Source organism: Streptomyces sp. CB01373 (assembly GCF_002803075.1).
GTDB lineage: Bacteria > Actinomycetota > Actinomycetes > Streptomycetales > Streptomycetaceae > Streptomyces.
Genome location: NZ_NNBK01000003.1, coordinates 145,793 through 161,395 on the forward strand (window position 1 = coordinate 145,793; position 15,603 = coordinate 161,395).

The 15,603-nt window shown below is 72.9% G+C and carries 14 protein-coding genes and 1 pseudogene; 3 read left to right on the forward strand and 12 right to left on the reverse strand.

Translation table 11 applies throughout. The features are described from left to right. Window positions 1-220 precede the first annotated feature (220 nt). Window positions 221-952, reverse strand: a complete 732-nt coding sequence (locus CG719_RS05430; protein WP_100567336.1) for a type 1 glutamine amidotransferase — start codon at window positions 950-952, stop codon at window positions 221-223. 20 nt (window positions 953-972) lie between these two features. Continuing rightward, entirely contained in the window at window positions 973-2,211 is a 1,239-nt protein-coding gene (locus tag CG719_RS05435) for a Mur ligase family protein (RefSeq protein ID WP_100567337.1), read from the reverse strand. A gap of 152 nt (window positions 2,212-2,363) precedes the next feature. Here CG719_RS05435 and def point away from each other — a divergent pair, with 152 nt between their 5' ends. Then, the gene (gene def / locus CG719_RS05440) at window positions 2,364-2,903 is read left to right on the forward strand and encodes a peptide deformylase (protein ID WP_100567338.1); all 540 of its coding nucleotides are present in this window, start codon (window positions 2,364-2,366) and stop codon (window positions 2,901-2,903) included. A 403-nt stretch (window positions 2,904-3,306) separates the two neighbouring features. On the opposite strand, the gene CG719_RS05445 is transcribed toward def, so the two are convergent. Further along, on the reverse strand, window positions 3,307-3,951 hold the full coding sequence (locus CG719_RS05445) for a TetR family transcriptional regulator (RefSeq protein ID WP_100567339.1): 645 nt from the start codon (window positions 3,949-3,951) through the stop codon (window positions 3,307-3,309). Between the two features lie 168 nt (window positions 3,952-4,119). Between CG719_RS05445 and CG719_RS05450 the strand changes: the two genes are divergently transcribed. Continuing rightward, window positions 4,120-5,346 (forward strand): acyl-CoA dehydrogenase family protein, encoded by a 1,227-nt coding sequence (locus CG719_RS05450; protein ID WP_100567340.1) that lies wholly within the window; start codon window positions 4,120-4,122, stop codon window positions 5,344-5,346. A 26-nt stretch (window positions 5,347-5,372) separates the two neighbouring features. On the opposite strand, the gene CG719_RS05455 is transcribed toward CG719_RS05450, so the two are convergent. The 9 genes and pseudogenes from CG719_RS05455 to CG719_RS05490 all read right to left on the reverse strand — a co-directional run bounded on the left by CG719_RS05455 (window position 5,373) and on the right by CG719_RS05490 (window position 14,862). Then, window positions 5,373-5,891 carry a cupin domain-containing protein gene (locus CG719_RS05455; protein ID WP_100567341.1) on the reverse strand — a complete coding sequence of 173 codons (519 nt, stop codon included), beginning with the start codon at window positions 5,889-5,891 and terminating at the stop codon, window positions 5,373-5,375. A gap of 7 nt (window positions 5,892-5,898) precedes the next feature. Continuing rightward, complete coding sequence (locus tag CG719_RS05460; protein ID WP_100567342.1) at window positions 5,899-7,128, reverse strand: cytochrome P450; 1,230 nt, start codon at window positions 7,126-7,128, stop codon at window positions 5,899-5,901. After that, a pseudogene (locus tag CG719_RS05465) lies at window positions 7,125-8,192 on the reverse strand (type III polyketide synthase); the annotation flags it as partial. The pseudogene CG719_RS05465 and the gene CG719_RS05460, both read right to left, overlap by 4 nt. A gap of 1,319 nt (window positions 8,193-9,511) precedes the next feature. Beyond that, entirely contained in the window at window positions 9,512-9,751 is a 240-nt protein-coding gene (locus CG719_RS05470) for a DUF6213 family protein (RefSeq protein WP_100567344.1), read from the reverse strand. A gap of 25 nt (window positions 9,752-9,776) precedes the next feature. Then, window positions 9,777-11,162 (reverse strand): NADP-dependent succinic semialdehyde dehydrogenase, encoded by a 1,386-nt coding sequence (locus CG719_RS05475; protein ID WP_100567345.1) that lies wholly within the window; start codon window positions 11,160-11,162, stop codon window positions 9,777-9,779. A gap of 77 nt (window positions 11,163-11,239) precedes the next feature. After that, a complete protein-coding gene (locus tag CG719_RS05480) occupies window positions 11,240-11,713 on the reverse strand; it encodes an NUDIX domain-containing protein (RefSeq protein WP_100567346.1) in 474 nt (157 codons plus the stop codon). Beyond that, window positions 11,710-13,248 carry an ATP-dependent DNA ligase gene (locus tag CG719_RS05485; RefSeq protein ID WP_100567347.1) on the reverse strand — a complete coding sequence of 513 codons (1,539 nt, stop codon included), beginning with the start codon at window positions 13,246-13,248 and terminating at the stop codon, window positions 11,710-11,712. The genes CG719_RS05480 and CG719_RS05485 overlap by 4 nt, the downstream gene beginning before the upstream one ends. Window positions 13,249-13,277: 29 nt before the next feature. Next, window positions 13,278-13,403 (reverse strand): hypothetical protein, encoded by a 126-nt coding sequence (locus CG719_RS37060; protein ID WP_267895322.1) that lies wholly within the window; start codon window positions 13,401-13,403, stop codon window positions 13,278-13,280. Between the two features lie 439 nt (window positions 13,404-13,842). After that, window positions 13,843-14,862, reverse strand: coding sequence for an NAD(P)/FAD-dependent oxidoreductase (locus tag CG719_RS05490; RefSeq protein ID WP_100567348.1), 1,020 nt, complete (start codon window positions 14,860-14,862; stop codon window positions 13,843-13,845). Between the two features lie 90 nt (window positions 14,863-14,952). Between CG719_RS05490 and CG719_RS05495 the strand changes: the two genes are divergently transcribed. Then, on the forward strand, window positions 14,953-15,537 hold the full coding sequence (locus CG719_RS05495; RefSeq protein WP_100567349.1) for a helix-turn-helix domain-containing protein: 585 nt from the start codon (window positions 14,953-14,955) through the stop codon (window positions 15,535-15,537). Window positions 15,538-15,603: the final 66 nt, after the last annotated feature.

A 15,603-nucleotide genomic window follows, 5' to 3' on the forward strand; every position in this document is an offset into this window, starting at 1 on the left:
TCAACGTGGGCGCGGGGACCGGACCACGCTGTCCGGTCGGTCCCCGCCACCCTAGCGGCACCGGGCGGTGGGGCCGAAGCGTGCGTCCGCCTGCTGGACGGGCCCGCTCACCTGTGCGGACACCCTGTCAGACGGGCTCCCACCGGGGCCGTCCCCGCGGGCCGCCGCGGGCCTGTTACGGCACGCGCGACGGTCCCCGCACGGGCTGTCGACCGGCTGTTTACGCGGGCTGCTGCTGCGCCGCCGCGATGCGCTCGTTGCGCAGCGCCTCGTACCAGTGGTCGTCGATCGGCGGCAGCGCGTTGACGTCGAGTGCCAGCTTCAGCAGCAGGTCCGCGATCAGCGGGTTGCGGGCCAGCACCGGCCCGTGCATGTACGTGCCGAAGACGGTGTCGTTGTACGCGCCCTCCGTGCCGTCGCCCGTGCCGTTGCCCCGGCCCAGGCTCACCTGGGCGAAGGGGCGGGCGGTGGGGCCGAGGTGGGTGACGCCCTGGTGGTTCTCGAACCCGGTCAGCGGAGGCAGGCCGAGCCGCGCGTCGATGTCGCCCAGCACGTCGCCCACGCACCGCTCGCCCTCACCGCGCACCGACACGACGTCGAGCAGACCGAGCCCCGGCTCGCGCTGCCCGAGGTCGTTGATGAACTCGTGCCCGAGGATCTGGTACCCGGCGCAGACGGAGAAGACGATCGCGCCGTTCGCCACCGCCCTGGGCAGACTGCCGTCGCGGCGCAGCCGCTCCGCCGCCAGCCGCTGCGGCCGGTCCTCGCCGCCGCCGATCAGGTAGATGTCGCCGGAGGTCGGGATCGGCTGGTCGCTGCGCACGTCGAGACGGGCCACGTCCAGGCCGCGCTGGCGGGCCCGGCGCTCCACCACGAGGACGTTGCCCTGGTCGCCGTAGGTGCTCAGCAGGTCCGGGTAGATCCACACCAGCCGCAGTTGGTTGTCACTCATGAAGTGCTCGTCCTTTGTGGTCAGTTGCCGACGCGGCGGCGCAGGTCCTGGAACGCGGTGTAGTTGGCGATGACCTCGATCCGGCCGGGCGGGGCCTGCTGCACGGCCTGGTCCAGGCTCTCGCAGACCTGGAACTGCTGGCCCGCGACCTCCAGACGCACCGCGAGGTCCAGCTTCCGGTCCCCGAGCACGAAGAGCGGGTGCCCTGTCAGACGCGTGTAGTCGACGTCCCACAGCCAGGAGGTGTCGGTGCCGTCGGCGCTGCGCGCGTTGACCGACAGGATGACCGGGGTGGGCGGCGGGTCGATCAGCGAGAACGTCTCCAGCCAGCCGGCCGGGTTCTTCGCCAGCAGCAGGCGCAGGTCGCGGTTCTGGAACTGCACGACGTCGTAGCGGCCGGCGACCGCCTGCACCTGGTACATCCGCTCCAGGGCGACCTGCGGCGGCACCCCGAAGACGGCGGCGACGGCCGCCGAGGAGGCGGCGTTGGCCTTGTTGGCGCGGCCCGGGAGCTGCAGTTGGATCGGCCAGGCCGAGCCGTGCGGGTCGAGGACGTGGTCGCCGGACAGGGCCCAGGTGGGGGTGGGCCGGCGGAAGCCGCACTCGCCGCAGAACCAGTCGTCGCCCGGGCGCTGCATCACTCCGCCGCAGGAGGGGCAGGACCAGGCGTCGTCCTTCCACATCTGCCCGGCGGCCACCCAGACCACGTTGGGGGACGAGGACGCCGCCCACACCACCAGCGGGTCGTCGCAGTTGGCGACGAGCACGGCCTTGGAGCCGCTGAGCGCCTCACGCCAGTTCTCGGCCAGCATCCGGGTCTCGCCGGCCCGGTCGAGCTGGTCGCGGGAGAGGTTGAGCAGTGCGATGCACTTGGGGTCGGTGTCGCGGGCCACGCCCGCGAGGTACTTCTCGTCGACCTCTATGACGCCGAACTTCGCGTCCGAGCCGCCGGCCAGCGCCGACGTGATGCCCGCGGGCATGTTCGCGCCGAGCGCGTTGGAGACGACCGGGCCCGCGGCCCGCAGTGCCTCGGCGATGAGCCGGGTCGTCGTCGTCTTGCCGTTCGTCGCCGAGACCAGGATCACGTCCAGGTGCTGGGCGAGCCGTGCGAGCAGATCGGGGTCGAGCTTGAGGGCCACCCGACCGCCGATCACCGAACCGCTGCCGCGTCCCGCTGCACGCGATGCCGCGGCGACCGCCTTGCCCGCGGTCACGGCCAGCTTGGCCCGCGGCGTGAGCGGGTCCGAGTTGCCTGCCATCAGTTCTCGATCCTCCTTGCGTACGCGCCGCGCCCTGGTGTTCTCCGGCAACGTGGTGTGGACCTCAGCCTATCGACATCCGTTGACGCTCCCGAATCCCGGCCCATGCCGACGCGGCAGGCAGGGGCACAGGGAACCGTACCCTTGCCGCCATGCGACACGGCTCGATCCCGGGCGCCCACGGGCGCGTCCGGCCCCTTTCCCTGCTCGGCAGCCCCGTTCTGCACGCCCCCTGCGAGGAAGTCACCGACTTCGGACCCGAACTGTCCCGGGTGGTGGAGGACTTGTTCGCGACCATGTACGCGGCCCGCGGCGTGGGCCTCGCGGCGAACCAGATCGGGCTGCCGCTGCGCGTCTTCGTGTACGACTGCCCGGACGACGAGGAGGTGCGCCACCTCGGGCATCTGGTCAATCCGCGGCTGGTGGAGGCGGACGGCGTGGTGATCCGCGGGCCGGAGGGCTGCCTGTCCCTGCCGGGCCTGGAGGCGGGGACGGAGCGCCACGACCACGCGGTCGTCGAGGGCTTCACGGTGACCGGGGAGCCGGTCACCGTGCACGGCACGGGGTTCTTCGCGCGCTGCCTCCAGCACGAGTGCGACCACCTCGACGGGAAGGTGTACGCCGACCGCCTCACGGGATGGCGGCGCGGCCGGCTGCTGCGCCAGGCCGCGCGAGCACCGTGGGGCCGGTGAGCCTCCGCACGGGGCCGCGGACCGGCGGCCGCCCGAGCGGCACGGTGGGGTCGGTGAGCCTGTGCGCCGGCCCGCGGGCTGCCCGCCGCCCGAGCGCTTCGGGGACGGCGGCCGGCTGAAGCGCCGCGTGGTCGGGCCACGCGGCGCGGGGCGGTGATGGGCCTCGCGCCGCGGTCGGGACCTCGCGGCGGCGCTGCGCGGTGATGGGCACCGCGGTAAGTGGTCGGGCCTCGTGATGGCGCCGTACGGTGATGGGCACCGCGCCGCATGGTCGGGGCCTTGCGGCGGCGCTGCGCGGTGATGGGCACCGCGCTACGTGCTTGGGCTTCGCGCTGGCGGCGTACGGTGATGGGCGCCGCGCCGCGTGGTCGGGGCTCGCGGTGGCGGGCCCGCCGCCCGCGGCTCAGAATCCGGGGCCGCCCACCTTGTCGCCGACCGCCGCCAGCCGTCCCCACAGGAGGTCCGCCAGGCTGCGGACCAGTTCCGCCCGCGGGCACGGCCGCTCGCCCAGCCACCAGTCGCCGGCCGCGTGCATCATGCCGACGATGCCGTGGCCCCACACGCGGGCCAGTTGCTGCCCGGACGGCCCCAGGTCGAGCCGCTCCTCGATGACCCGGGCCAGCTCCTCGCCCATGCGGCGCAGCAGCGGGGCGGAGTGCTTGCCGACGTCGAAGCCCTGGTCGGTGCCCTGACCGCCCTCCGCCGGGTGCATGAGGAAGCGGTAGACCTGCGGGCGGGCCTCTATGGCCGCGAGGTAGGTGTCCAGCGTCGCCTCGACGCGCTCCCGCCGGTCGGCGGGAGCGTCCAGCGCGGCCCGCAGGGAGTCGAGCAGGGCGTCGGTGTGCCGTTGGGCGAGGGCGGCGTACAGCCCGCCCTTGTCGCCGAAGTGGCGGTAGAGGATCGGCTTGGTGATGCCGGCCTCGGCGGCGATGGCGTTCATCGACGCGTGCGGGCCGTCGCGCAGCACCACCCGGTCGGCGGCCTCCAGCAGCTCGCGCCGTCGGCGGTCGGCGGACCGCTGCTGATCGCTCCGCTGCCTGGTGTCCATGAGATCTCCCCACCCGTGCTGGTTCGGTGACGCCTGCGCAAAGTAACACTGACGAGGCCGGATGCCTCGAACGGGCTGCCGGAGGACCGTCGGCAGTCGACTTTCCCCACCGACCGGTAACACAGTACGGTTACCGCAAGTAACACGCAGGTGCGCGCTGGAGGGGACATGGCCGAGTTCACGATGGAGCTCAACGACGAGCAGAAGGAGGTCAGGGACTGGCTCCACGGCTTCGCGGCCGATGTGATCCGCCCCGCCGCCGCCGAGTGGGACGAGCGCGAGGAGACCCCCTGGCCGGTCATCCAGGAGGCCGCCAAGGTCGGCATCTACTCCCTCGACTTCTACGCGCAGCAGTACTTCGACGCCACCGGCCTCGGCATCCCGATGGCCATGGAGGAACTGTTCTGGGGCGACGCCGGCATCGCCCTGTCCATCGTCGGCACCGGCCTCGCCGCCGTGGGCGTCCTCGCCAACGGCACCGAGGAGCAGATCGGCACCTGGATCCCGCAGATGTACGGCGAACCGAACGATGTGAAGGTCGCCGCCTTCTGCTCCTCCGAGCCCGACGCCGGCTCCGACGTGGCCTCGATGCGCACCCGCGCGGTGTACGACGAGGCCAAGGACGAGTGGGTGATCAACGGCACCAAGACCTGGGCGACCAACGGCGGCATCGCCAACGTGCACGTGGTCGTCGCCTCCGTCGACCCCGGACTCGGCTCCAAGGGCCACGCCTCCTTCATCGTCCCGCCGGGCACACCGGGACTGACGCAGGGTCAGAAGTTCAAGAAGCACGGCATCCGCGCCTCGCACACCGCCGAGGTGGTCCTGGACGGCGTACGGGTCCCCGGGTCCTGCCTGCTCGGCGGCAAGGAGAAACTCGACGAGCGGCTCGCCCGCGCCCGGGAGAAGGCCCGAAAAGGCGGGGACCGGGTGAAGAACGCCGCGATGGCCACCTTCGAGGCGTCCCGCCCCGCCGTCGGCGCCATGGCGGTCGGCACCGCCCGGGCCGCCTACGAGGTCGCCCTCGACTACGCCAGGACGCGCGAGCAGTTCGGCCGGCCGATCATCGACAACCAGGGCGTCGCCTTCCAGCTCGCCGACATGCGCACGCAGATCGACGCCGCCCGGCTGCTGGTCTGGCGGGCCTCGTGGATGGCCGTCAACGGCAGGCCGTTCGAAGCCGCCGAGGGCTCGATGTCCAAGCTGTTCGCCAGCGAGACCGCGAAGAAGGTCACGGCCCAGGCCATCCAGATCCTCGGCGGCAACGGCTACACCCGGGAGTACCCGGTGGAGCGGATGCACCGCGATGCGGCGATCTACACCATTTTTGAAGGGACCAGCGAGATCCAGCGGCTGGTGATCTCCCGCACGATCTCGGGCATGCCGATCCGCTGACGGTGCGTCCGCCGACGGAGTCTCCGCTAACGGTGTCGCAGCGGCGTCAGTTGCTCGATGTCATAGCGCTTTCTGAGGGCCTCGATCGCCGCGTGGTCCGGCGGGCCCCCGTTGCCCAGGATCTCAAGGAGTTCCTCGAAGTACCGCTCGTGGTCCGGCGGCGGAGACGCCTGGAAGAACATCTTGGCGGGGGTGTCGGTCGGGTTGGCGAAGGCGTGCGGGCAGCCCGGCGGGACGACGATGACCGTCCCCGGGGTCGCCCGCACCACGCGGTTTCCGGAGGGGGACTCCCACCGCTGCCAGTGGTCGGGGGTCCGGATCCGCGGCTCGAAGGCGAGCACGTCCAGCTCGCCCTCGAGTACGTAGAACAACTCCTCGCTGCGCGTGTGCACGTGGGCGCCGACGTCGAAGCCCGGGGGAACCTCCACCTCGAAGGTGGAGGCCGCCCGCGAGTGCGTGCCGGTCACCTTGAACGTCACCCGCTGGGCCGGCGCCTCGACGACGCGGCCCTGGCCCGGCGGTACGAGCAGTCCGTCCGTGGTCATCGCCGGATCACCACGCCACCGGCAGGGCCTCGGGCCCTCGGATCAACGTGCCCTTCCTGAAGGGCACTTGCTCCGGAGGCACCGCGAGCCGCAGGTTCGGCACCCGGTCCAGCAGGGCGTCGACCAGCAACTCCGACTCCATCCGGGCCAGTTGGCTACCTGGGCAGTAGTGCGGGCCGAAGCCGAACGCCACGTGCGGGTTCGGGCTGCGCGTGAGGTCGATCGTCCCGGGGTCGGGGAAGACGTCCGGGTCTCGGTTGGCGGCCAGGTACGACACGTAGACCGCGTCGCCCGCCCGGATCCGCACCCCCTTGATCTCCACGTCCTCCAGGGCGATCCGGGACAGCCCGACCGCGTTGCGGTGCGGGATGTGGCGCAGCAGTTCGTCGATGGCCCGAGGGCGGATCTCCCGGTCCGCGCGCAGCCGGTCGGCCAGCTCGGGGCGGGTCAGCAGGAGGTAGAACATCTGCCCGCTGTTGCCGGTGACCGCCTCGCCGCCGATCTGGAGCAGCACCGCGAGCCCCACGGCCTCCTTCAGGCTGATCTCACGGCGGGCCACGGCGGTCCCGAGCAGTGAGGCGATGTCCTCCCCGGCACTGTCCGCGCGGGCGTCGAGGAGTTCGGCGAAGTACGTGCCCATCTCCTCCTTGGCCTGCTCGCCGACGGACGCGCCGTGCGAGGAGGACAGGATCAGCCGGGTCCAGGCGTGCATGCCCTGCCGGTCCGCGACCGGCACACCCATCAGCTCGCAGATCACGGCGATCGGGAACGGGCTCAGCACCTCGGCGGTCAGGTCGGCCGGTGGGCCGTTGGCGAGCAGGTCGTCGACCAGCTCGTCCAGCATCCGGCGGGCACTGTCCCGCACCCGCTCGACACCGTCTGCGGTGAGGGCGGGTGCGACCGCGCGGCGCAGCCGGGTGTGGTCGGGCGGGTCCAGGAAGCCGACCGCGGCCCGGGACGGGACGAAGTGCGGGGCCAGCCGGGTGACCTCCCGGTCGACGACCGCCTCGCGGCTGAACCGGGGGTCGTTGGTGACCGTCCGCACGTCGTCCATGCGGGTCACCAGCCACGCCCAGCCCTCGCCGTTGGGCAGCTCGACGCGGGTGACCGGGCCCTGCTCCATGAGCTCGGAGAGCACCGGGTCGAAGGCCACGCCCGGCAGGTCGAGCGCCGGCCAGGGCCGGACCGGCGGCACCGTCTCGGTGCGCGCCTCCTCGACGAGTGTCTCCTCCGTCATGCGCCGCCCCCGGTCTGCCAGCAGCCGAGCGACATCTCGGCGGTGATGCCGGGGCCGAACCCGGCGAGCAGTCCGCGCGCCTGGTCCTGGGGGCCGCCTTCCTCGAACAGCCGGCGCAGCGCGTCCAGGACGACGGCGCTGGCGATGTTGCCGTACTCGGTGAGCGTGGCCCGGCTGAACCGGAACGCGTGCGGTTCGACGTTCAGGAACTTGCTCAGGTCGTCCAGGATGCGGGGACCGCCCGCGTGGATGACGTAGAAGTCCAGGTCGGACGCGTCCCAGCCGTGCACTCCGGCCAGGTCCTGAAGGGCCGGGGCGAGCGGCTCCATGGTGGCGGGCACCCGCTTGTCCAGCAGGAAGTGGAAGCCGGTCGCCCGGACGTCGTAGGCGATCCACTCCTCGGTCTTGGGGATGAGGTACGAGCCGTTGCGCTCCAGCCGGACGCCGGTGCCTCCGCTGCCGCGGACCACGGCGGCGGCGATGCCGTCGCCGAACAGGCCGTTGGAGAGCAGGGAGCCGACGCCGAGGTCGGTGGGCTGGTAGCACAGCGAGCAGAACTCGCAGGCGACGATGAGCGCGTTGGCGTCGGGGTAGGCCGTGCAGAAGTCGTGGGCCCGGTTGATCGCCGCGCCCCCGGCCGCACAGCCCAGCTGGGCTATGGGGATCTGGCGGGTGGTCGACTCGAACTCCATCGCGTTGATCAGCCACGCGGTGAGCGAGGGCATCATGAAGCCCGTGCACGAGACGTAGATGATGACGTCGATGTCCTTGGTGCGGACCTCGGCGTCGTCGAGCGCGCGCTGGATGACGGCGGGGACGCGGGCCTTCGCCTCCTGCTCGTAGAGCTTGTTGCGCTGCTCGAAGCCGGGATGCTTGAGGGTCTCCTCGATGGGCTGCACGATGTGCCGGGTCCGCACACCGGTGTTTTCGATGAGCCGGAGGGCCAGCGGGAGTTGCGGGTGGTCCGCGTGGCGGGAACGCGCGAGCTCCAGCGTCTCCTCCATCGTGATCACGTGCTCTGGAACGGACACCGAGGGTCTGCACAAAGTCGCCATGAGCCGTGCCTGCTTTCGCCTTCCGGAAGGCCGGTTGCCCCCCGGTCAGAGGGTGGTGCACCCAGAAGGGTGGTCCATCTACGATCACCCGGAGGAGCGACGATCTTCTCGCGGAGCTACTCCAAACCGGCGACGGCGCCCAAGCTCCGCCGGGCTCGGACGGCTTGACCCCGGCGGCCGTGAAACGGCCTCCCGCACCCGAGAAACCCCTGCTCACAGCCTTGCGATCACCTCCGTCGGCGACCCTCCCGACTCGCGCCACCGCCCCCCACCACACGAAGATCACCCCCGCGCCTCCCACACCGCCCCGACCGACCACCGGCATCCGCCTTCAGGAGTACGAGACGCACCCACCGCCCGTGCCGTGCGGGGGAGTGCCGGTGGGAGCGGACGGGTGTGGCGGCGGGCGTGCCGAAGCGCCCGCCGGGCCGCCGGTGGCAGGTCCCGCACCACGCGGTCGGATCGGCCCGCCCGGCTGATCCGGTCAGCCGCAGCCGGCTCCACTGCCGCGGGCCGAGCCGGGCCGGGCGCGGCCGGGCGGGGCCGGGCGGGGCGGGGCCGGGCGGGGCCATGCGGGGCGGGGCGGGGTGAGGCGAGCGGTGGCACAGGGCGGGAGGGGCGACGCGCCCGCCGGACCATGACCACCGGTCAGCGCCGCGGCAGGTCCCGTCGCCCCGGTCCGTCCGGTCAGCCGAGGGGGCTGCGGACGAGACGAGACGAGGCGGGCTCGGTCGGGTGGGCAGGGCGATGCGCGCTGAAGCGTCCACCGGGCCGTGGCCGTCGGTCCAGCCCCGGCCGGTCCGCCGAGGGGGGGCGCTGCGGATGAGGCGAGACGAAGCGGGCTGGGTCGGGTGGGCGAGGCGCGGGTCGTGGCCGCGGGTCGGTGCCGTGCGGTGGGTCTGGCCCGTTCGGTCAGCCGGGGTGGGTTCGCCGCCGGGTGGGTGAGGCGCGGGTCGTGGCCGCGGGTCGGTGCCGTGCGGTGGGTCTGGCCCGTTCGGTCAGCCGGGGTGGGTTCGCCGCCGGGTGGGTGAGGCGCGGGTCGTGGCCGCGGGTCGGTGCCGTGCGGTCGGTCCGGCCCGTCCGGTCAGCCGAGGGGGCGTTGCAGATGCCACGAGACGAGACGAGGCGGGCTGGGCCCGGGTGGGCGGGGCGAGGCGTGGCGAGGCGTCCGCCGGGCCGTGGCCGTGGGTTCGGTGCCGTGCGGTCGATACGGGCCGGCCGGTCAGCCGGGGTGGGTTCGCCGCCGCCGCCGGGCGGGCGGGGCGCGCCAGGGGCGTGGTCGGCGGCGCCTCGGCGAGCGCGGCGGGGGCTCGGTGCGGTTCGGGTGGTCAGCCGGGGGTGGGGCCGCTGCTGTGGGCGATGCAGGCCACGTCGATGCGGTCGGCCAGCTTGGCCAGTTCGATGGTCAGGGCGGCCACCGTGTCCTCGTCGAGGCCCCCCTGGCCGGCTTCCACCAGACGCAGCCACCGGCCGCCGACCGTGCGCAGCAGCTTGCTCACATCGGCCGCGGCCACCTGCAAGGTACCGCGGTCGTCGACGATCAGAGGCAGAGTCACTTCGCGGTTCACAAAGGGGATCGTAGCCGCGGAAGCCTCACGCCCCGTGCCACACGGTGGTGATGTTGCAGAACTCGCGGATTCCGTGCCCGGACAGCTCACGTCCGTACCCCGACCGCTTCACTCCGCCGAACGGGAGCGCCGGGTGCGAGGCCGTCATCCCGTTGACGTACACCCCGCCCGCCTCCAGGTCCCGTACGAAGCGGTCCACCTCGGTCTCGTCCTCGGTCCAGACGTTCGAACTCAGCCCGAAGAGCGAGTCGTTGGCGATCAGCACCGCCTCGTCGAGATCGGTCGCCCGGTACAGCGTGGCCACCGGACCGAACGCCTCCTCGCGGTGGATGCGCATCTCGCGGGTGATGCCGGCCAGCACGGTCGGCGGGTAGTACCAGCCCGGCCCGCCGGGCCGTTCGCCACCGCACAGCACAGCGGCCCCGCCACGCCGCGCGTCGTCGACGAGCTCCTCCAGATCCGCCCGCCCCCGCTCGCTGGACAGCGGCCCGACCTCGGTGTCCTCCCGCATCGGGTCACCGACCCGCAGCGCCCTCATGCCGGCCACGAAACGCTCCGCGAAGGCGTCGTAGACGTCCGTGTGCACGATGAACCGCTTCGCCGCGATGCAGGACTGCCCGTTGTTCTGCACGCGCGCGGTCACCGCGACCTCGGCGGCCCGGTCGACGTCGGCGGACGGCATCACGATGAACGGGTCGCTGCCGCCCAGCTCCAGCACCGTCTTCTTGATCATCTCCCCGGCGGTGGACGCCACCGCCCGCCCGGCCGGCTCGCTGCCGGTCAGGGTGGCCGCCTTCACCCGCTCGTCGCGCAGGATGTCGTCGACCGCTCCCGAGCCGATGAGCAGGGTCTGGAAACAGCCCTCGGTGAAGCCGGCCCGGTGGAACAGGTCCTCCAGGTACAGGGCCGTCTGCGGCACGTTGGAGGCGTGCTTGAGCAGCCCGACGTTGCCGGCCATCAGCGCGGGCGCGGCGAAGCGGACCACCTGCCACAGCGGGAAGTTCCAGGGCATGACGGCCAGCACCGGTCCGAGCGGCCGGTAGCGGACCAGGGCGTGGGACGCCCCGGAGTCCTTCACGTCCGCGTCGGCGGGCCGCTCGTCGGCGAGCAGCTCCTCGGCGTGCTCGGCGTACCAGCGCATCGCCTTGGCGCACTTCGCGGCCTCCGCGCGCGCCTGCTTGACCGGCTTGCCCATCTCCGTGGTCATGACACGGGCGATCTCCTCCTGGTCCCCGTCCAGGAGAGCGGCGGCCTTGTTCATCAGCCGGGCCCGCTCGGCGAAGGCTGTCGTCCGGTACGTACGGAACGTGGCCTGCGCGAGCTGGAGCCGGCGCTCGGTCTCCTCCTCGCCCAACGCCTCGTACGTCTTGAGCGTCTCGCCGCTGGCCGGGTTCACCGTGGCGATGGACATGACTGACCTCCCTGGGAGCGGGGCTGTGCTTCGACCTTCCCGCGCCGCGGTGCCGATCGCAACGCGTGAGGCCCTCGTCAGAGCGAGTGCTCGGCCAGGCGGTCGAGAAACGCGCTCTGGGCCGTGACGATCACCTCGCGGGCCCGGTCCAGACCGAGCCAGGCGACCCGGTCGAGCTCGGGGAACTCCTGGGTGCGCCCGGACCGCGGCGGCCACTCCATGAGGAACGTGCCGGGGACGACCGCCGCCGGGTCGAGGTCGGCCTCGACGGCCCAGGCCGTGACGGTCTTGCCGTTGGTCTGCCGGACCTCGCCCAGCGGCACGGCCTCCCCGTCGGGCGGCGGGAGCCCGAGCTCCTCCTGGAACTCGCGGCGGGCCGCGTCCCAGGCGGGTTCCTCCGGGTCGTACTCGCCCTTGGGAACCGTCCACGCCCCCGCGTCCCGGCGGGCGAAGAAGGGGCCGCCCATGTGTCCGAGGAGCACCTCCAGTCCGTCGCCGGAGCGCCGGAACAGCAGCAGACCGGCACTGCGCCGCCCCCGCCGGGCGCTCATGGCGCGATCTCCGGGTGCGCGGCCAGCAGCGTCGTGACGGTGTCGGCGTCCTCGGGCCGCTTGTCCTCCCGGTAGCGCACGACCCGGGCGAAGCGGAGGGTGACGCCCGCCGGGTAACGGGAGGAGCGCTGCAGGCCGTCGTAGGCGATCTCGACGACGAGTTCGGGGCGCACGGTCACCACCCAGCCGTCGTCCTCCACGGCGAGGCGGCGCAGCCGCTCGGTCTGCCAGGCGAGCATCGCGTCCGTCATGCCCTTGAACGTCTTGCCGAGCATCGCGAAGCCGCCTTCGGCGGTGCGTGCGCCCAGGTGCAGGTTGGACAGCTTGCCGGTGCGGCGGCCGTGGCCCCACTCGGCGGCCAGGACCACCAGGTCCAGGGTGTGCACGGGCTTCACCTTGAGCCAGGACGCGCCGCGCCGGCCCGCGCTGTAGGCGGCGTCGAGGGCCTTGACGACCACGCCCTCGTGGCCGCGTCGCAGGGTCTCGGCCAGGAACCGTTCGGCCTCGCCCACGTGGTCGGGACCGGACACCAGGGTGCGCCTGACCCGCATAGGCTCCGGCACCAGACGGGCCAGCTCGGCGTGGCGCTCGGTCAGCGGCAGGTCGAGCAGGTCGCGGTCGCCGACGGACAGCGCGTCGAAGAAGACGGGGGAGACGGGGACCGCCTCGGCGGCCGTGGCCACGTCCACGCGCGAGCCCACGCGACCGGCGGTCTCCTGGAACGAGCGGGGCCGCCCGTCCGCCCCGAAGGAGATGACCTCGCCGTCCAGGATGAACCGGTCGCCGCGCAACTCCCGTGCGACCGTAGTCAGTTCCGGAAGCCGGTCGGTGATGTCGTCCAGGGTGCGGGTGTGCACCCGTACGGTGTCGCCGTCCCGGTGGACCTGGACCCGGATGCCGTCGAGCTTCTCCTCCACGGCGCACGCGCCGAGCTTCTCGACCGCCTCGGCCACGGAGGAGGCGCTGTGCGCCAGCATCGGCAGGACCGGGCGGCCGACGGTGAGCCGGAAGCGTTCCAGCGCCGGCGGGCCCTCCGCGAGCAGGGCCTGCGCCACCGTCTGCAACGATCCGGCCAGCATCACCGCCCGCCGCACGTCCGCCGGGGGCGCGCCCGTCGCCCCGGCCAGCGCCTCGACGGCGATGGCGTCCAGCGCGCCCTGCCGGACCTCCCCGGTGAGCAGCCCCAGCAGGAACCGCTGCTCGTCCTCGGTCGCCGCGCCCATCAACTCACCGACCAGCCGGGAGCGTTCGGCCTGCGACCCGGGGCCGGACACCTTGCCGAGTTCGCTCAGCCGGGCATCCACCTCGTGCACGGTGAGCGATGCCTCGGCGGCCGGGGCGACCCGGCGGCCGAGCACCTTCCAGCCCACTCCGAGCCGCCCCTGCGGCAGCCGCCCCGCCAGATACGGAATGACGACCGGCACGTCCTCGGCCCCGGCCTCCCGGAACAGCTCCGCGAGCAGAGCCGTCTTCCGTGACCGGGCCGAGGCCGCGGCCACCTTCCGCGACACCTGAGCCAACCGGGCAAGCAACATGCAGCCATGGTGCAACGCACGGCGCCGCCCTACACCCGGGCCCTGCCGCGCACCCGCTCGCCGGCCTGCTGGTGGACGCGGCCCGGTTCGAGGGCGGGGCCCTGCCCGTACGCGGCCGCCGCCTCACCCGCGGGCGCCGGGGGGCTGCCGTGCACGCGGGTGCCGCCTCGCACACACGGCGCCCCCGCGAGGGACGGTTCGCAGCCGGGCGCTGCCCCGCGTCCGGGTGCCGCCCACGTTCAGCGCGCCCGTGCAGTCCTACCGTTCCTGGGCAGTGAGCGAGTGAGTCCGCGCACTGGCACGCCCCGAACGGTTTTGGGCGCACTGGTCGTCCGCTTTCGCGTCCCGGGCGGCGACACGGATCGTGTCCGTGGTCCGATCCGGGCGGGCGGAGTCCCTCACGACCTGGCCATATGGATACGGCCAGAGGCGACGGGGAGGCCCTGAACCATCTCTCTGGTGGAGCAGGGGCCCCGCACTCCCCCAGAGGGGGCACCTCCAGGCACCGCACCCGGCGTCCCAGATCGCACGGCAACGCTACCCCGACTGGCGCAGCGCACCGCAAGGCTGCAAGCCGACCATCACACGATCGAGCTAAAACGACCTCACACACGCTCCCTGGCCAGCAGCTGCGAACCCCCGCGCCGCGCTTCCCGTCGCCACCGCCGCGTCCAGGTCCGTGAACAGCAGTTCGCCGTTGATGGCCGCGCCGGTGCGGTAGCCGCGGCTGGCCGCGTTGATTACCTGTTCGGCGAAGCCGCTCGCGTTGCCGGCGGCCCAGAGGCCGCGGACGGTGGTCAGGCCCCGTTCGTCGACCACCGGGTACGCGCCGAACGGCGTCTCGCTCAGCTCGGCGCCCAGTTGCCGGAGGAGGTCGGTTCGGGGCACCGCGCGCGGCGCGACGAACAGCGCCTCGCGCGTGTGCGTCGTGCCGTCGGCGAGCCGGACCCCGGTCAGCCGGTCCGCCTCGACGACGATCCCGGTCACCTCACCGGGCACCACGTGCACGCCGGCCGCGGCGAGCCTGCGCAGGTCGTCGTCGTTCAGCTCGTCCTCGCCGGTCCGGTGCAGGAAGAGCGTCACGTCCTTGGACCACTGGGTCACCATCAGGGCCTGGTGAACGCTGAGCGGTGTCGTGGCGAGCACGCCGAAGGCCTGGTCGCGGACCTCCCAGCCGTGGCAGTACGGGCAGTGCAGCACGTCACGGCCGAAGCGCTCGGCGAGTCCCGGGACCGCCGGGAGCTCGTCCTTCAGGCCGGTGGCGACGACCAGCTGCCGGGCGTGGACCGTACGCCCTCCGGCCAGCGTCACGTCGAACTCCCCGTCCGCGTCCCTGACCGCCTCCACCGCCCGGTCCCGGACCAGCTCGACCCCGTACCGCTCGATCTCCTCGCGGCCGGCGGCGAGGAACCGGGCCGGGGACATGCCGTCCCGGGACAGGAAGCCCTGCATGTGCGCGGACGGCGCGTTGCGCGGCTCGCCCGCGTCGACGACCAGCGTGCGCCGCCGGGCCCGGCCGAGGACCAGCGCGGCGGACAGCCCCGCCGCGCCGCCCCCGACGACGACGACCTCGTACTTCTCGTTGTTCTCGTTGTTCTCGTTGTTGTCGGTCATGTGACCACCTCCACCGAGAAGGTCGTCCGTGCGGTGCCGGATTGACAAACACATTTGCCGGTTCCGCAACAGAGGCGGGAGTATCGGGGCATGAGCATCGATGACGTTCTCGCCGACGTGGGCCCCCGGCTGCGCCGGATGCGCAAGGAACGGGAGGTCACTCTCGCCGCGCTCGCGGAGGCGACCGGGATCTCCGTCAGCACCCTCTCGCGCCTGGAGTCGGGCCTGCGCAAACCCAGCCTGGAGCTGCTGCTGCCGATCGCGCAGGCCCATCGGATGCCGCTGGACGAGCTGGTCGGAGCGCCTCCGGTGCGCGATCCGCGGGTACGGGCCGAGCCGATCGTGCGCGACGGCCGCACCCACTGGCCGCTGACCCGGCAGCCCGGCGGCCTCCAGGCGTTCAAGGTGCTGGAGCCCCGGCGCAGGCTCGAACCCGACCCGCGCACCCACGAGGGCTACGAGTGGCTGTACGTGCTGTCAGGCCGGCTGCGGCTGGTGCTCGGCGAGCACGACGTGGTGCTCACGGCCGGAGAGGCGGCGGAGTTCGACACGCGCGTGTCGCACTGGTTCGGGTCGACGGGGGAGGGGCCGGTGGAGTTCCTGAGCCTGTTCGGACCGCAGGGGGAGCGCATGCACGTGCGGGCCCGGCCGGCGCGCACTGCCGAGGACGGCTGACCGCGGGTGTTCCCCGATGGGCAAGCGACCGCTTAGTATGCGATCGACCCCGGTCACACGACGCGA

Bases quoted from the DNA above. Each gene is read 5' to 3' on its own strand.
- CG719_RS05430 (WP_100567336.1), bottom strand. From the start codon at position 952: ATGAGTGACAACCAACTGCGGCTGGTGTGGATCTACCCGGACCTGCTG.
- CG719_RS05435 (WP_100567337.1), bottom strand. From the start codon at position 2,211: ATGGCAGGCAACTCGGACCCGCTCACGCCGCGGGCCAAGCTGGCCGTG.
- def (WP_100567338.1), top strand. From the start codon at position 2,364: ATGCGACACGGCTCGATCCCGGGCGCCCACGGGCGCGTCCGGCCCCTT.
- CG719_RS05445 (WP_100567339.1), bottom strand. From the start codon at position 3,951: ATGGACACCAGGCAGCGGAGCGATCAGCAGCGGTCCGCCGACCGCCGA.
- CG719_RS05450 (WP_100567340.1), top strand. From the start codon at position 4,120: ATGGCCGAGTTCACGATGGAGCTCAACGACGAGCAGAAGGAGGTCAGG.
- CG719_RS05455 (WP_100567341.1), bottom strand. From the start codon at position 5,891: ATGACCACGGACGGACTGCTCGTACCGCCGGGCCAGGGCCGCGTCGTC.
- CG719_RS05460 (WP_100567342.1), bottom strand. From the start codon at position 7,128: ATGACGGAGGAGACACTCGTCGAGGAGGCGCGCACCGAGACGGTGCCG.
- CG719_RS05475 (WP_100567345.1), bottom strand. From the start codon at position 11,162: ATGTCCATCGCCACGGTGAACCCGGCCAGCGGCGAGACGCTCAAGACG.
- CG719_RS05480 (WP_100567346.1), bottom strand. From the start codon at position 11,713: ATGAGCGCCCGGCGGGGGCGGCGCAGTGCCGGTCTGCTGCTGTTCCGG.
- CG719_RS05485 (WP_100567347.1), bottom strand. From the start codon at position 13,248: ATGTTGCTTGCCCGGTTGGCTCAGGTGTCGCGGAAGGTGGCCGCGGCC.
- CG719_RS05490 (WP_100567348.1), bottom strand. From the start codon at position 14,862: ATGACCGACAACAACGAGAACAACGAGAACAACGAGAAGTACGAGGTC.
- CG719_RS05495 (WP_100567349.1), top strand. From the start codon at position 14,953: ATGAGCATCGATGACGTTCTCGCCGACGTGGGCCCCCGGCTGCGCCGG.